A 16,732-nucleotide genomic window follows, 5' to 3' on the forward strand; every position below is an offset into this window, starting at 1 on the left:
TCAGGCCACATCCTTCCGGCTGAAATGCACCATACCCAGCAACAGAATCAAGAGTCCCAGACCTGCACCCATGCCTGCATACAGGTATGGATTGGGTCCATTCCAAGCCATCTGTGGCCAAGCTAGCGGAAAGTTCGGCGAGATACTGAGTGCGAACATGCCCGTTATTGCGAGAACGATGCCCAGTGTCACGGGAAGTGCCTGATTCTTGTTTACCATGGTGAGCCATAACTCCAGTGACAACACCGGAAGCGCACCAGCCAAAGGTAGCAACCCCAGCTTGATCGCATGCGTCCAAGGGATCTCACTGGCATGGAATCCGAGGATCAGACCCAGACCTATAATCCCTGCAGTTAGCAGCAAACAGGAGATCACCAGTAACAGACAGGCAAGCAGAAACTTGGCTAAATACACGGCTGGTCTGGGAATCGGCATCGCGAGCAGCTGTTTCCATGATCCCTGTTCATGCTCGACATTAGCGATCATGGAGCTGAGAATGGTTGCTCCCAGCATCAGTGACAACGGCACAAAGACAACCACATTGCCGAGCAATCCGCCCCACAGGTTATCTGCGTACTGCTCTTTCAGATAGTCCAGACGCAAACCGAAGTTAAGCGCCTGCATCGCGATCAATCCAAGAGGAGCCAGGAAAACGAGAAACCAGATTCCCTTCCCTCGAATCTTGAGCCAATCCGAAGACAATGCACGTCCCGTCATATGGATGCCCCCTCGCCAATGACCCGCATGAACAGATCTTCCAGAGACTGACGCTGTTCCTCTACACGATACACATCATGATCCTGCTCAATCAATCGGCGCACAAGCAGTGCAACCGAAGGGTTATCCATATAGGGGAATGTTAACGCAGAACCTTGTCGCTGACCGAATTGACCCTGCTCTCTGGCCAGCTTCATGGCCTCTTCCGGCTCGGAAACCGTTAACCGAATCGAGCTGCCCGTCTGACTATGCAGACTCGCAATAGTATCCTGAAGTACCATCTTGCCTTCACGGATAATGCCGACGCGGCTTGCCATCTGTTCGACCTCGCTCAGCAAATGGCTGGAAACGAGTACGGTAATCCCATGTTCCAGAGGCATACGCTTGATCAATTCCCGAATCTCCTGAATGCCCGCAGGATCAAGCCCATTCGTCGGCTCGTCCAGAATGAGCAGCTCCGGTTCACCCAGCAAGGCGCTGGCTATACCAAGGCGCTGCTTCATCCCAAGGGAGTATCCCTTTACCGAACGTTTGGCATCCTTGGTCAGATCTACAATGGACAGCACTTCAGCAATTCTCGATTTCGGTACATTGATAATCCGGCGCAGTGTTTCCAGGTTCTCCACCGCATTTAGATGTCCATAATAGGACGGATATTCGACCAGTGAACCAACACGGCGCAGAATGTCCATGCGATCCTTGCGGATGTCCTTGTCGAAGACACGGATCACGCCTTTGGTTGGTTTAATCAAGCCGAGAAGCATGCGAATCGTTGTGGTTTTACCGGCACCATTGGGACCGAGGAAGCCGTAGATATCTCCCTTTTTAATATGCAGATCAAGTTCACGTACCGCTGCACGGTCCCGGTATGTTTTCCATAGATTAGCCGTTTGAATAATATTTTCACTCACTGTATGATCACCTCAGAACTATCGTAACCGTCCAAGGTTAAAGCCAAGGTAGTCTCCAGTTTAAGTTAAGTTTAAAAAAACCACTCCCCTGGTTTGTGGCTTCCCGCACCACTGTAGATATATGTTCGGACACCCGCATCGGAACTGTCTACCCGCTTGCGCAGTCCCATCTCACGAATCAGCAGATCTACAATGGATAAGCCAAGACCTGTGCCTTTCGTGTCAGAATCCTGTTGCAGTCCAGGACCCCGATCCTGAACAACAATGGCCGTCTCGCCCTGAATCTCCTGTGTTGTTATGCCGATATACTTCCCGCTCGCGGCATGACGGATCACGTTCTGAAACAGATTATCGAGAATACGCCGCATACCCTGTTCATCCATTTGCCATATCAAAGGTTTCTCCGGCAGGTCGATATCAATCTCGAATTGTTCTTTCTCCCAGACGGGATACCATGAGGCCGCCGTCTCTCTGACAATACGAAGCATATCTTTCTCTTCCAGCTTCAGTGTATATTTCCCGCTCGTAAGCAAATTATAGGATAACATGTTGTCAATGAGGCCGCCGAGATCCTCCATCTTCGCTTCCATGCGCTGTAATGAGTGGATGCCTTGTTCGCTGAGGTCTTCTTTATGCAGTGCATGCATATGCCCTCGAATTACCGTTAACGGCGTGCGAAGGTCATGGGAAAGCCCGGCAATGAGACGTTTGCGCAATAGTTCTTCCTCACGTTCCCGGTGATGACTGTCAGTGAGTTGATGCACCATCTGATTGAATGAATCCTCCAGCTGACCAATCTCATCCGACTGACGAATGTCAACCGGAAGTGGAATGCCTACCTTGCCCGGGGTCATCATTGCCGTCTGCAACCGAATAAGCCTTTTGCGAATACGTGCGAAGAAGAGAATCGACATGATAATGAAGATCAGAAAGATGATGGTCATTACGATACCGAGATACAAGAGTTCCATCGGCCAGTTACTCTGTCTCATTTGTAAAAGCGACCGCGGAACTTCAATGATCATGAATCCCTGTCCTTTGTCCTGCTCATCTCCGCCAATATAGGCAACGACGGTCAGTGGATCGCGAAAGGAAGCTTCTTTCATGAATTGCACCGTATTGTTCACATTCCACAAGGCTGGAATATGAGTCTCGGTCGTTTGCCCGGAATCCAGTGACCATCTCAATGTCGTGTCTGTCAGGCCATCCGGCGATGTGGATTTCAGAAGCGTTACATCTTCACCCCCAAGAATAAAGACGGTTTCGCCGCTCGTATTCACACGATACATGGAAGATTTGGGATACGTGCCATGTAATTGATCCAATCGGGCCCTAATCTCTTCATCCGAAGCACCATCCAGGTTCTTCGCTTCACGCGACCAAAGGTTACTGATTCGGGTAACGTCACCGTAAGGTGCCTCTCGGTCGGTGTTCGTATTATTCACTACGACAATATAGATAACGGATATGATTGGAAGGACAACAGGCACAAATAATACAGCCGCCAGGATCAGGATGATGTATCGGGACATCAAAGACCGTCCAAATCGAAGCTTTCCCTGCCCGGTTTGCTTATAATTATGATCCATGCGCTGTTCTCCTTTCTTGATCTTCCGTGCTCTGAACCAGTGGATCATGGCTTCTTCACACGATATCCAACACCCCGAACTGTCTGAATAATAACAGGATTAGCCGGATCAAGCTCCAGCTTTTCGCGCAGATGTCGAATATGTACCATTAAGGTCTTGTCCCCATCCAGATATGGCTCGTTCCATACGGCTTCATAGATCTGCTCTTTGGTTCGAATCATGCCCATATGTCGTAACAGGTAGGCGAAGATATGGAATTGTTTGCCCGATAAAATAACCTCATCCCCCGTCTCCTCATTAACGATCCGGTTATCTTTCTCATAGATTGAGAGATGATCCAGCTTCAAGGCCGCATCGGATGAGATCGCAGTTCCTGCCTTCCGCAGCTGAACTTCAATTCGGGCAGCCAGTTCATCGGGGTGAAACGGCTTGGTCACGTAGTCATCGGCAAAATCAAGACCATGCAGCTTATCGTCAATAGACGTTCTCGCCGATAACATGACAATAGGAATAGCCGGATGTTCTTTTTTGAGTCGCTGTCCGACCGTGAATCCATCCAGCCCTGGCAGCATGACATCCAGAATAATCAATGAGCAGCCAACAGCAGCTTCAGCTGCACCTTCACCACTTCCGAGCCAGATCACCTCATAACCGCGCTCCTCCAGATCAGCCCTTACCCATGTTGCAATTTCCGTGTCATCTTCAATGTATAACAGTTTGGTTTTCATTCGCGCATTCGTTTCCTTTCTACACCAGTTGGGTTAATTATATCTTAATCATTAGCTTGCGTGATGTCATGTCATACCAGTCCACGAAGTACATAACATGTTTATATATAACGGGAGGGAACTTAATATGCTGCTCGAAGCCATCTATCATCAACCGAAGCGGAACTGGGCCTATGCCTACGATCAGGATACAATTCGCCTGCGTCTTCGTTCCAAAAAGAATGATCTGACCGAGGTATACGCACTGACCGGGGATAAGTATGCATGGGATGAAACCAAAGCCCTGGTTCCTTTAATCAAGTTTACGACAGACTCCATGTTCGATTATTACGAAGGTGAAGTGAAGCCTCCTTACCATCGACTGAAGTACTCTTTTCTATTAAAAGACGGAGACGAGCAGATCTGGATGACCGAGACGGACTTCCAGGAAGAAGAGCCTGACGATCCAGGTCGCATGTTCCAATTCCCCTACATACATGCCGGGGCCGTATTCACACCCCCTGAATGGGTGAAGGATGCGATATTCTATCAAATTTTCCCGGAACGATTTGCCAACGGCAACCCGGATATCAATCCGGACAATGTAGAACCCTGGGGCGGCGAGCCAACACCGTTCAATTTCTTCGGTGGTGATCTTCAAGGCGTAATCGACCATCTCGATTATCTCAGTGAGCTCGGCATCAATGCGATCTACTTCACCCCCATCTTCGAGGCAACAACCAACCATAAATATGATACAGAAGATTATCTGCGGGTAGATCGTCACTTTGGAGACGCAGATACCGTCAAACGACTGGTTGAGCTATGCCATGCGCGTAGAATTCGTGTACTGCTCGACGCCGTGTTCAACCATTCCGGGAAGACCTTCGCACCATTCGTCGATGTGCAGAAGAACGGAGAACAATCCAAATACAAGGACTGGTTCCATGTACACGAATTCCCGCTGGATGTGAAGGATGGCATTCCTACGTATGAGACATTCGGATTTGAAGCGCACATGCCGAAGCTGAATACGGAGAATTCCGAGGTGAAGGCCTATCTGCTGGAGGTTGCCGAGTACTGGATCAAGGAAGTGGGTGCGGACGGATGGCGGCTGGATGTTGCGGACGAAGTGGATGATGCATTCTGGCGTGAATTCCGTCGTGTAGTCAAAGCCGCTAATCCGGAAGCCTATATTCTGGGTGAAGTCTGGAATGAGTCCTCTGCCTGGCTGCAGGGCGATCAGTTCGATGCTTCCATGAACTATCCGTTTACCGATGCCGTGAATGCCTTTTTTGTGAAAAATACGATGCAGGCCGAACAGTTCGCGAACTCCATCGGGCGGCAGTTATCCCGCTATCCGCTTCAGGCCAGCGAAGTAGCATTCAACTTGCTGGACAGCCACGATACCCCGCGTCTGCTCACCCTGTGTGAGGGCGATCAGCGCAAGATGAAGCTGGCTGCGTTATTCCAGTTCAGTTATATGGGTGCTCCGTGCATCTATTACGGAGACGAGATTGGAATGGACGGCGAACACGATCCGGGTTGCCGGAAATGCATGGAATGGGACGAAGCGAAGCAGGACCGGGAGTTGCTCGACTTTTATCAGAAACTGATCTCACTACGTCATGCTCATCCCGCCCTGCGTGCGGAAGGCACCATTCGTTTCCTGCAGGCTCGCCCCGATGGCAGCCAACTGGTACTCGAACGGAAAGACGATGAGGAACGCATCCTGATCTTGTTCAATCGTTCAGAGGAGACAGCCATTGTCGAACTGGACGCAGGCGACGGGGAATGGACAGAGCTATTCGGCGGAAACCATCGTACTGCCAAGGATGATGGCGTGCTTGCCATTGAATTGCCTGCGTATGGATATGCTGTACTAAGTACGGCTGTGAGTCAGAGATCATCTTAATACACATACAACTATCAACACATTTTATGAAATACATCCTAGCTTCACCTCATCCCAAAACAAGCGTCCTGCATGACCTGGATTCAGGTTTGCGGACGCTTGTTTTGGGATTAGCCGTTATGCATATATCGCAGATTATTCTCTCGGCATAGCCTGTTGTCAGATTAAACCTGAGAATCAGGTGTTTCCGGCTCTGCACGCTTTGCCTTCGGTTTGGCCAGCTTTTGCATCATTTTGCGGCCCGTTGGTGTCTGGGCCAATCCGCCTTGGGCTGTCTCCCGGTGTCGACTCGGCATCGCACTGCCTACTTCCAGCATGACGTCGATGACTTCGTCTGACGGAATGGCACTACGCACACCGGCCAATGCCATGTCGGCCGCAGCCAATGCTGTGACGGCACCCAGTCCGTTACGGACGATGCACGGAATTTCGACGAGGCCTGCGACTGGATCGCAGATAAGGCCCAGTGTATTTTTTAACGCCAAGCCAACGGCATGAACGACCTGCTCCGGTGTACCTCCACGCAGTTCAACCATGGCACCCGCAGCCATACCAATCGCAGAACCGACTTCCGCCTGACAACCACCCTCAGCACCAGAGATAAATGAATTGTTCGCAATAACATAACCGATTGCCCCAGCACAGAACAACCCGTTAACCAAGTGTTCGTCCGTCCAGCCAAACCGCTCCTGTGAACTGATAAACACACCGGGAATAATGCCGCAGGAACCGGCTGTTGGTGTTGCCACGATGCGGCCCATGGAAGCATTCACTTCGGATACACACAGGGCATACGCCATCGCAAGTGCAGAAGCATCACCAGAGCAAGTCTCACCTTTGCGAATATACTCGGCCATTTTCTTACCGTCTCCACCCGTTAACCCACTGCGTGATGTGGTATCTTCTGTTAATCCCTTCTGTACCGCTTCCTTCATCACTTGATAATAGTCTGACATCTGCTGCACAACGTCCGCTTCGGGCGTATTCGTTTCTTGGACCTGCTCCTCAATCATCAGCTGAGCAATGGTTTTGGATTCCGCTGTACAGATCGTATTCAGTTCGTGCAAATGTTTAAACCGCATCCGAATCAACTCCTCTCTTCAAATCAATGACACGAATGTCCAGTACATGATCGAGCGAACGCAGACGCTTCAACATATCCGGATTAGGCACGCCGTCCATCTCCATTGCCGTCAGCGCTTCACCATCCCGAGCTTTCCGATCCACCTGCATATAACCGATGTTAACTCCCGATGAACTGATCGTAGATGTCACTGACGCAAGTACGCCTGCTTTGTCAGCATGCCGCAGAACGAGTGTAGGGAATTCACCACTGATCTGGACGCGAAAATCATTCATCGCATGTACCGATACGCTGCCGCCGCCAATGGAAGCCCCGATCAAGGAGCAGGCACGTTCTCCATGCCATAACTCAATTTTGACCGTGTTCGGATGAGGAGCAGGCAGGCCGCTTGTATAAAACTCAACCTCCATGCCCGCTTCTTCTGCGTATTGCTCTGCATCCGGGATACGCGGATCGTCTGTGACATAGTCCAGCAGACCGCCGATCAGTGCCAGATCCGTGCCGTGGCCCTGATACGTATCTGCAAATGAACCGTACAGCGTCAGTCGTGCCCGATCCGGCGTACAACCGAGCCACTGGCGAGCAATTCTCCCTAACCTTGCTGCTCCAGCTGTATGTGAACTTGAAGGCCCCGTCATCGACGGGCCAATAATTGAAAAAACATCTTTAAATCGCACCTTATAACCCTCCAATTGTATTCGTCATTTGCATCCAGATTCCATGCCACAATGTTCCTTTTTTACTGAATGATGACATCAAAAAGGGACAGAAGAAGGCCCCAGGCCCTCTCTCTGTCCTCGATACCTGAGAGTTTCATGATCAGCAGTGTCCAAGGACAAGGTGAATGCCTGCGATTACAGGCAAGGTCACCGGGCTAACTGATCATATACCCCTTGGGTGGCGCAGTTCGCGCACTCTCCAGAGTTGCGTCCAACGATGGTACATTTACCTGAGAGATTAACCACTGCGCCGGGTGCGCAGCAGCTTGCTCCTTCGGTGCCTGAACTCTAGCCATTTTACTCGGCTAACCCAGGTCTCTCCCGCTCGTTATCATCCGCTTATATTCACTTCCTCGTTCAACTCACATCGAACGTGTGTCTTATATATCAATTGGATCATACCTGGATCATATCTGGTACATATACTTACAGATTAATATGCTACATATTATATGTCAATAAAAGTGACGTATAATTATCATCTTTATCACTCATTAGGAATGATTAGGCAGCTTCAATCCCTTTATCCAAGCTTGAAGCTTCTCTTTCGTCCATCCTTCGTTTTCACCCATGATGGAGTACCGCAAGCCATTCTCACTCCATGATATGTTCCGAATGCTCTTCATATATGAACCCTCGGTGTTACGAACCTTAATCTTGGCTTCATCCGGCATTAGTGTATCGTCCACGTTTTCTTCCGGCATCTTGAATACCGTCAGGCTGACTTCTACCTTGTCGTCACGTACATAATACAAGGTTACTTCATCTCTGCTCAGCTCACCGCCCAATGTAGACATTTCGATCCGTGATAGTTCGAATTCTCCACTCATATCCTGTAGGAACGGCTGTTCTAACGCTTTTTCCGCTTCCTCTAGGGTCACTTCGGAATTCTGCATCATATCGTTCAAGTCCTTCACATCGACCTCCTTAGGGATGTCAATTACGAAAGTATCCTTTGTGAATTCAGGGTCATACTGAATCGGATCATAGACCATTTCTGATTTTCCATCCCCATACGCGCTGTTTACTTTGACAATCATCCACGTTTTGGGATCTACCCAATACTCTGAAGATATGGAGAATGCGCCTTCTTCTTTTGGTGTCAATTCAATATGAATGACGTCCTGTCCATGAAGTTTCTCCTGTCCCATCATATTCACATCATGCGTAGTACGTAACCGCTCTAGTTGATCGACCAATATTTGCTTCTGGGTTTGATTAGGTTGTTGTGACACGGATGATGCATCCATGGAATATGCTGCCCCTGTTTCTTTTTCATAAAGGATGATCTCCTTTCCGTTATTAACTGCGTAACTGACATTGCCATTCTCGGATGTTTCCGTGCGCTTTCGTCCAGTTTCACCATCTACCCATTCCTTAATTTGCATGGTGTTAGTCAGCTTGTCGTCCGCCCATATCTTCATGACACCTTCCGCATAATAGGAGGCAGGTTCTGTTTCTGCTGAGACAACCTTCTCGATCATCTGATCTCCTGACATAGCCAGCATATCCTTCTCCGCGCAACCTCCAAGCAGGGCGCCTGCAAGTAAAGCAGTTCCCAGCATCATCCATCCTTTTTTCATCATCTTACCCATCCTCTCTGCGTTTACATTCTCCATGTTCAGGCAATCGGCAAGCTGCCAGCGTTCCATATCCTTCGTATGACCACATGCGCATATCCCCCCCGTGCTTTATTGCAACTCGTTTGGCTATACTCAATCCCAATCCCGAACCACCTGCATACGTCTTCTCCTCCTGATTCTGGTGTTGAACATAGGGTTCGAAGATACGAATGAGCTGTTCTTCAGGAATAGCAGGACCTTCATTTTGTACTATGATCAATGTTGCCCCCGCCCTGTAGTTATCCAATTCATCTCCAAGCGAGGGAATAATCCATTCTGGGAGCTCCCCATCTGAAGCAATAACCCCTAGTCCCATTACACCGTTCGTTCTTGTGTGGCGCAGTGCATTATTTATCAGATTATCTGTCAGGCGCATCAGTTGTTCCGGATGAACTCGGTACAGTTGATCTGTGCGGACATCCATCTTCACGTCAATCTGACCACGCTCGGCAAGTCCCTCATAGCTCCCAAGCAGCATATCAAAAAACTCTTCACCTTCCACCTCAACCATGGCCATCTCCGATTCACTGGAACCAAGCGCCGTATACATCTCAAGTTCACTAATCATCTGTTTCATCCGCTCCACATTTCCGAGCAGCACATCCTGATATTCCTGCCTTTCAAGGCGTTTCAGTTGACGATCACCGTTAAGTACTTCCGTATAGGCACTAATGGACATCAACGGTGTTTTCAGATCATGGGATAACGAGGCGATCATGAGCTCTTTTTCTTTTTGCTCCCTTTCCACATCGGCCTGAGTATGTCTGATCTTGTCTTGCATTGCATCAAACTGTTGGAGCAAGATGCCCATTTCATCATGACGAACAGGTACCACATCCGTAGCAGCCTCTCCCCGTGCAAAAGCATCCATTCGTTCTATGAGATATTTCATCGGCCGAAAGAGCTTTCTGGATAGCAGCCACAGCACTGTTCCGTATAACAGGATAAAGAAAGCAGCAGCGAGACTCATGACCCAGGTTGTCCGCAAGGATATGCCTTCCAGCCATTCTCCACGCAGCATGACGATTTCGTAAATACCAACCAACTCACCTTTTTCCCATACGGGTTTTTTCAGTGAGAATGTGCGATGACGAATCTGTAAGTTGTACAAATTACGATACAGCTCTGCACCCCCAACGGTGTAAGCTCCAGTAGACCATGTACTCCCCCCTGATGTGTACACCCGAATCCCTGTTGGTAAATACAGATCAAAGTTCACCCGACCATTCTCCAATTCGGAGAGTGCAGCGAAAGCATCAGGCGATTGCAGCTGGTACAGTCCCGGGTCAGATAAAGCTAGTTCAATAGGAGCCAATTGTCCGGACAACTCTACATATTCCGTTACGGCACGCTGATCATTGTAATAGTTATACAGGGAGTACAGCGCCCACCCAGCAACGACAGGCAGCAGCATTACAATGAGGAAGGCAAGCATTAACCAGTACTTCAACTTCATTCCTCAGGCTCCCCCACGAACCGGTAGCCACTGCCCCACACCGTCTGAATCCAGCGTGGATGATGGGGCTCGTCACCAAGCTTGGCCCGAAGGCTCTTCACATGAACTGTGACTGTACTCGAGTTCCCCGCCTCTGGCTGACTCCAGACATGTTCATACAGTTCCGCCTTGGTAAACACCCGGCCCGGATGAGAAGCAAGCAGTATGAGCAAAGCCCATTCCTTGTTGGTTAGTGCCACATGTTCTCCATGAAGCTGTGCGCGCTGATTCAAATAATCAATCGATAACCCATCGTTATACTGCCGATCTGTCGAATCCGGCTCTACGCCCTGATATCTGCGGTACCTATTCAGATGAGATTTAATGCGAGCTGTAAGTTCCGTTAGACTGAAGGGCTTCGTAATATAATCGTCAGCACCCAGCCCAAGCCCCCTGACTTTGCTCTCTTCCTCGATTCGAGCACTCATCATGAGCAGCGGAACATCGCTGATCAGTCTAATGTTTTTGCATACCGTGAACCCATCCATTTCCGGCAGCATCAGATCCAACAAGACTAATTGATAGGTTCCCTCCCTAAAGTCTTCCCAGCTCTCCAAACCGCTTGATGCCCAAGTTACCCCATAACCCTCATGACGTAGATGATCTCTCAAAATACGGGCAATCTCCGGATCATCCTCCACCAGCAATATATTCTCGCTGTCTCTCATCGCTGCTTCATCCTCCCATGAATATATTGTAGCTAAGAAAAGTTGACTCTCCTCAGAGTTTATACTTTCTTCATAAATGTCCATTACGATCGTTATCTAATGCATGCAAAAAGAGCACCCCGATTGTTCAGGACGCCCAGGTAATATTCACAATCTTAATCCTAAGTTATAGCTCCTAGAAAAGGAAACACCTCATAACTCATAGAAGATGCTCTCGTTCTGAACATAGGGTCTACAATACTTGCTGCACAGCTTCGGCATGCGGTCTTTCATCCATTCGTGTCTCGATTCATTTGCCATCTGAAAGGCATAATAACCCAGTGTAAAAATCAACATGAATCCTTCCATTAACCGGATATCCCGATCCGTTAGCGGTGCACTCTGCTTCGTGTAACCAGATAGAAACTGTTCACGCTCTTCCCGATTGAACATAAGTGCTGCCCCTCCGGCATCAAAAAGATAATAACCATACCCGTATAGACAAAAATCAATCATAGATATGCCCTGATCTGTTATCAGCAGATTATTGCGGGTAATATCCCCATGAATGACTCCCCATGTCTCCGCATGCTGCGGGTACGTTGCCAGTTGTTCATTAATGTTCTCGAACGTTTCTCGAAGCAGATCAAAGTCTTCCGTTGTAAAAATCCCCAGTCTGACGCCTTCCTTCAGTTGCTCCAGCATCACATTATTTTCTTGGATGCTTCCGTAGGCTGGGCGAACAGCCATCTGAGCTGTTTGCCTTTGCCCGCTGTCCCCTTGATGAACTCCACTACTCATCCCGGCGCTTTCATCCGTACCCCTGGCCTCTTCAGATGTTTCTATTACACGACCCAATTGATGAAGCGTCTGCAGTTGAACACCCAGGTCATATATCTGCTCTGTTGTCAGGCGCTCTCCCTGCTGGATGTCCCTGCCCTCAATCCACTCCAGTACCGTACAACAGATCTCTTTCCCTTCCTCACTTCTCCATACCGTGACCCATTCACCTGATACATTGCGTACCGGATGTTGCACGCGTAATGCTGTCGTTGCGTTTAATTCGTAGAGCAGGTCCATCTCTGCTTCCAGTGCAGGAAGCGTATGTTGAATCCCAGACATACTTGCATATGCGGCTTGATGTATACGCAGCAGATACTTCTGCCCGCTTGCTTCATCCACGACATGGTACGTCAGATTCTCGTTGTGACGAATATAGGAAACGACAGGTTTTTCAATTGTGTAGTTTTGTATGATATCAGCTGCCATGTGGTCGTAAGACATCTTATCCGTAGTGATTATTAACATCTCCTTCGAAGTTATGTAAACGTTCTCTTCATACTAAATATCGTAGCATAATGTTTAACCCGCATACAGAAAATTCCACTAAATAAATTAAAAAAAGCACAACCCCCGAACAACTGTCCAGGCATTGTGCTTTCTTTTATCTCTATTACTCTATGTTACACTCCATGATCCAATTAACCGAAACGTCCCATAATGTATTCTTGCGTTAGGCGATTGTCCGGGTTTGTGAAAATGTGCTCTGTATCCCCGTGCTCAACCATGCTTCCCAGATAGAAATAAGCCGTGTAATCCGAGATGCGTGCCGCTTGCTGCATGTTATGGGTAACAATGACGATCCGCAGATCTTTCTTAAGCTCGGTAATCAATTCCTCAACCTTACCCGTGGATACTGGATCAAGGGCAGATGCCGGCTCATCGAGCAGCAGAATCTGCGGTTCAACAGACAAAGCGCGAGCGATACATAGACGCTGCTGTTGACCGCCAGAGAGAGACAGAGCAGACTCATGCAGTCTGTCTTTCACTTCATCCCAGAGCGCAGCACGGCGCAAGCTTTTTTCCACAATTTCATCCAGTGCCTTCTTACTCTTCGTACCGCGGTAGCGGGGGCCAAACGCGATATTGTTGTAGATGGACTTATGAAAAGGATTCGGCTTCTGCCACACCATGCCAATCTTCTGGCGAAGCTTGATTACATCGGTTCCAGGCTCATTCAGATCGTTACCGTCCATCCAGATATGTCCCTCTGTGCGGGAACCGGCAATCTCGTCGTTCATCCGGTTAAGTGACCGGAGGAACGTGGATTTACCGCAACCAGACGGCCCAATAAGAGCTGTTACGCTTGCTTCAGGAAACGTCAGACTGATCTGTTTGACCGCCTGGAAATGTCCATAATATATGCTTAACTGTTCCGTACCAAAAGGTATGGCCATGTTGGTTCCTCCTTATTTCGAAGCTGTCATGCGGCGGAATACAACCCGACCGATCCAGCGTGCACTTAGATTGAACGCTAGCACGAGAATGACAAGCACGGCGGATGCCCCTGCTGCCACTTCTTTGGAATCTGGCCCAATGCCTTCACTATTTACTTTCCAGATATGGACAGCAAGTGTCTCTGCCGGACGGAAAGGATTAAGCGGTGATCTTGGACTCGTCGGATTCCAATCCGTGAAGTCCAATGGTGGACTACTCATACCTGCGGTGAACATCAGCGCGGCTGCTTCACCGAAGATCCGGCCGGAAGCCAGGATCGTACCCGTGATCAAGCTCGGCAATGCTACAGGCAGCAGAATGGAAGTGATAATCTTCCATTTGGACAGTCCAAGCGCCAGACCTGCTTCCTTCTGTTCCTTCGGAACGGCCCGGAAAGCCTGCTCCGTTGTCCTTACCATCAGTGGCAGGTTAAAGATCGCCAGAGCCAAGGCACCCGAGATCAGGGAGAAACCAAGACCAAATGTATTTACAAGCAATAAGAGACCAAACAAACCGATAACAATGGAAGGGAATGATGACAATACTTCAACGACCAGACGAATGAAGCTGGTAATCTTGCCTGGTTTGGCGTATTCCGCCATGTAAATCCCGCCGCCCCATCCGAGTGGAATGGTAACAATCAAGGTCAGGATTAGCAAGAATACGGAGTTGAAGAGCTGCGGACCAATCCCGCCGCCACCCTTAAGCAACTGTGGTGCGCTTGTCAGGAAGTTCCAGCTAATATGCCCAATGCCTCTATACATGATGAATCCAAGCAGACCGAGCAATAGAATAACAATGAACAGGGCCAATACAACGATGACGGATGTTGCAATTTTATCTACCGTTTTCGCCTTCATTTTCATACCCGGTTTCTCCTTTCAAGCAGGCGAACCAGAATGACGAAGACAAATGTCATCACCAACAGGACAAGCGCCATACTCCACAGTGCATTGTTATGAACAGAACCCATCGTGGTGTTACCCATGCTGAGTGTAATTACACTCGTTAATGTTGAAGCCGATTCGAGCAAGGATGTAGGAACATGCGGCGCATTACCGATAACCATCTGCACAGCAAGAGCCTCACCAAATGCACGTGCCATACCCAAAACGACACCTGTCAACAGAGCTGGCAAAGTTGTTGGAATAATGACACGGTAGATGGTTTGCCAGCGAGTGGCACCCAGTGCGTACGAGGATTCACGTAATCCTTTTGGCAACGCGGACAATGCATCTGCCATAATACTTGTCACCGTAGGCAGAATCATTACAGCGAGAACAAGACATCCGGCTGCAATCCCGACACCTGTTCCACCAAAGATACTGCGCAGCAAGGGTACGATGACACTCAGACCGATAAACCCGTACACAACGGACGGAATTCCAGACAAGAGCTCAATCGCAGGTTGCAATATCTTTTTGCCTTTACCCGGAACAATCTCTGTCATGAATAGTGCTGCACACAAGCCAAGTGGACTTGCGATCAATGCTGCAAGCAAGGTTGTAATGAAAGAACCTGTAATGAACGGCAATGCCCCATAAAAAGCAGGCTCTCCAGTTGGATTCCACGTTTTTCCACCAAGAAATTCACTTATGCTTATTCCATTTTGGAAAAATGTTGATAGTCCCTTGGATGCTACAAAATAAACAATGGAAAACATGACAACGATCAGGAAAACGACACAAATCGACGTATAGATCCGTCCCGTCCACTCTTCCCAATAATGTTTCTCTTTTAAGGGCCGGCGCGGTTTCAACTTGTTATTCATTACCGTTCCCCCTTCGGTCTGTTCCATAACAACCATCCTTCTATAGTAGAATTAATGCAAAATATGGGATTATTTTAGAGCAAACCGCGTAAAGAGGCGGGACCTAAGTCCGCCTCTTTCGCCGTATGCGCAAGTTCAAAGATTACTCAACCACATTACCTGCTGCATCGCGTTTTACTTTCATACCTGACATTGGAATGTATCCAAGTTCTGTCACGTCATTTTGTTGAATTTCGTCACTCAAGATGTAGTCCAGGAATGCTTGTGTTGCTGCATCTGGCTTACCTTTCGTGTACATGTGCTCGTAAGCCCATACTGGATAAGTTCCTGCTTCTACGTTCTCAACCGTTGCTTCTACACCTTCGTATTTCAACACTTGCAAGCTGTCATCCAAGTAAGACAAGGCAAGGTAACCAATAGCACCTGGCGTTTCAGCTACCAGTTTTTTTACGTTACCAGAAGAATCTTCTTGAATCGAACCTTGGATATCATCCATTTTTGCACCCAATGCATACTTCTCGAAAGTTGCACGAGTACCTGAACTACTTGGACGGTTTACAATAACGATTTCTTGATCCGCACCACCAACGTCTTTCCAGTTCGTTACTTTACCGGAGAAGATGTCGACCAGTTGTTGCTTCGTCAAATCTTCTACACCTGCATCTTTGTTGCTAACTGGCGCCATAGCTACTACTGCTACCTGATGGTCAACCAATTCTTTTACTTTGGCTTCGTCCTCCAGTTTCTCTTCTGCGAATACATCAGAGTTACCGATTGTAGCTTGTCCGTCAGATACTTGTGTCAAACCAGTACCACTACCGCCACCTTGAACTTGAACCGTTACGTTCTTATATTCATCAACTGCCATAAATTTCTGTCCAGCTTGTTCTACCAGAGGTAGCAATGCTGTCGATCCGACTGCCAGAATGTTACCGCTAAGCTCAGTAGCAGCTTCTCCTGATCCATTGCTTGCGGCACCCTCTGTACCAGCGTCATTTTTCGATCCGCATGCTGCGAGTACCAGTACGAACGTTAAGGTCATCAAAATAAACGGCAACTTTTTAAACATGTTTTGTTTTCCTCCCCCAATGTAGTGATGGCGTTTTGTGAATTTGTTTGTTCACCATCAACTCTTTACTCATTGTAGTTTCAGTATGTCATCTTAAAATCAGTGTTTTGTAAACGCAATGTTAAAAATGTCGGCAGCATATTGAAATATTTGGAATTTTCTTGGCGCTGAAGTGGCCGCTTCGGGTACGGACGTTGTTTCAATCGCTG

The 16,732-nt window shown here is 48.4% G+C and carries 15 protein-coding genes and 2 riboswitches; of the genes, 1 reads left to right on the plus strand and 14 read right to left on the minus strand.

The features are described 5' to 3' along the window. The 4 genes from FS628_RS24815 to FS628_RS24830 all read right to left on the minus strand — a co-directional run bounded on the left by FS628_RS24815 (position 1) and on the right by FS628_RS24830 (position 3,945). On the minus strand, positions 1-717 hold the full coding sequence (locus tag FS628_RS24815; protein WP_145325644.1) for an ABC transporter permease: 717 nt from the start codon (positions 715-717) through the stop codon (positions 1-3). Continuing rightward, complete coding sequence (locus FS628_RS24820) at positions 714-1,628, minus strand: ABC transporter ATP-binding protein (RefSeq protein ID WP_145325645.1); 915 nt, start codon at positions 1,626-1,628, stop codon at positions 714-716. Before FS628_RS24820 ends, FS628_RS24815 begins: the two co-directional genes overlap by 4 nt. A 71-nt stretch (positions 1,629-1,699) precedes the next feature. Continuing rightward, on the minus strand, positions 1,700-3,217 hold the full coding sequence (locus FS628_RS24825) for a sensor histidine kinase (protein ID WP_260871179.1): 1,518 nt from the start codon (positions 3,215-3,217) through the stop codon (positions 1,700-1,702). Between the two features lie 44 nt (positions 3,218-3,261). Beyond that, positions 3,262-3,945 carry a response regulator transcription factor gene (locus FS628_RS24830; protein ID WP_145325647.1) on the minus strand — a complete coding sequence of 228 codons (684 nt, stop codon included), beginning with the start codon at positions 3,943-3,945 and terminating at the stop codon, positions 3,262-3,264. 127 nt (positions 3,946-4,072) lie between these two features. Between FS628_RS24830 and FS628_RS24835 the strand changes: the two genes are divergently transcribed. Continuing rightward, entirely contained in the window at positions 4,073-5,839 is a 1,767-nt protein-coding gene (locus FS628_RS24835; protein WP_145325648.1) for an alpha-glycosidase, read from the plus strand. Between the two features lie 164 nt (positions 5,840-6,003). On the opposite strand, the gene sdaAA is transcribed toward FS628_RS24835, so the two are convergent. The 10 genes from sdaAA to FS628_RS24885 form a co-directional block, all read right to left on the minus strand. Next, positions 6,004-6,921, minus strand: coding sequence for an L-serine ammonia-lyase, iron-sulfur-dependent, subunit alpha (sdaAA, locus tag FS628_RS24840; protein WP_145325649.1), 918 nt, complete (start codon positions 6,919-6,921; stop codon positions 6,004-6,006). Beyond that, positions 6,911-7,600, minus strand: a complete 690-nt coding sequence (sdaAB, locus tag FS628_RS24845; protein WP_145325650.1) for an L-serine ammonia-lyase, iron-sulfur-dependent subunit beta — start codon at positions 7,598-7,600, stop codon at positions 6,911-6,913. Before sdaAB ends, sdaAA begins: the two co-directional genes overlap by 11 nt. Before the next feature lie 112 nt (positions 7,601-7,712). After that, a riboswitch (glycine riboswitch) is annotated at positions 7,713-7,847 on the minus strand. Positions 7,848-7,851: 4 nt separating this feature from the next. Then, a riboswitch (glycine riboswitch) is annotated at positions 7,852-7,976 on the minus strand. A 160-nt stretch (positions 7,977-8,136) separates the two neighbouring features. Then, entirely contained in the window at positions 8,137-9,225 is a 1,089-nt protein-coding gene (locus tag FS628_RS24850) for a LolA family protein (protein WP_186327956.1), read from the minus strand. Between the two features lie 4 nt (positions 9,226-9,229). Continuing rightward, a complete protein-coding gene (locus tag FS628_RS24855) occupies positions 9,230-10,720 on the minus strand; it encodes a sensor histidine kinase (RefSeq protein WP_145325652.1) in 1,491 nt (496 codons plus the stop codon). Beyond that, positions 10,717-11,427 carry a response regulator transcription factor gene (locus tag FS628_RS24860; RefSeq protein WP_145325653.1) on the minus strand — a complete coding sequence of 237 codons (711 nt, stop codon included), beginning with the start codon at positions 11,425-11,427 and terminating at the stop codon, positions 10,717-10,719. Before FS628_RS24860 ends, FS628_RS24855 begins: the two co-directional genes overlap by 4 nt. A 192-nt stretch (positions 11,428-11,619) precedes the next feature. Next, positions 11,620-12,675: a phosphotransferase enzyme family protein gene (locus FS628_RS24865; protein ID WP_186327957.1), complete on the minus strand. Its 1,056-nt coding sequence runs from the start codon at positions 12,673-12,675 to the stop codon at positions 11,620-11,622. 212 nt (positions 12,676-12,887) lie between these two features. Next, positions 12,888-13,643, minus strand: a complete 756-nt coding sequence (pstB, locus tag FS628_RS24870; RefSeq protein WP_145325655.1) for a phosphate ABC transporter ATP-binding protein PstB — start codon at positions 13,641-13,643, stop codon at positions 12,888-12,890. A 12-nt stretch (positions 13,644-13,655) separates the two neighbouring features. After that, the gene (gene pstA, locus FS628_RS24875) at positions 13,656-14,543 is read right to left on the minus strand and encodes a phosphate ABC transporter permease PstA (protein WP_145325763.1); all 888 of its coding nucleotides are present in this window, start codon (positions 14,541-14,543) and stop codon (positions 13,656-13,658) included. A 2-nt stretch (positions 14,544-14,545) separates the two neighbouring features. After that, complete coding sequence (gene pstC, locus FS628_RS24880) at positions 14,546-15,481, minus strand: phosphate ABC transporter permease subunit PstC (RefSeq protein ID WP_017690972.1); 936 nt, start codon at positions 15,479-15,481, stop codon at positions 14,546-14,548. 115 nt (positions 15,482-15,596) lie between these two features. Continuing rightward, the gene (locus FS628_RS24885; RefSeq protein WP_145325656.1) at positions 15,597-16,523 is read right to left on the minus strand and encodes a phosphate ABC transporter substrate-binding protein; all 927 of its coding nucleotides are present in this window, start codon (positions 16,521-16,523) and stop codon (positions 15,597-15,599) included. Positions 16,524-16,732: the final 209 nt, after the last annotated feature.

The organism is Paenibacillus xylanexedens (assembly GCF_007676705.1).
In the GTDB taxonomy this organism is placed as follows: Bacteria; Bacillota; Bacilli; order Paenibacillales; family Paenibacillaceae; genus Paenibacillus; species Paenibacillus xylanexedens_C.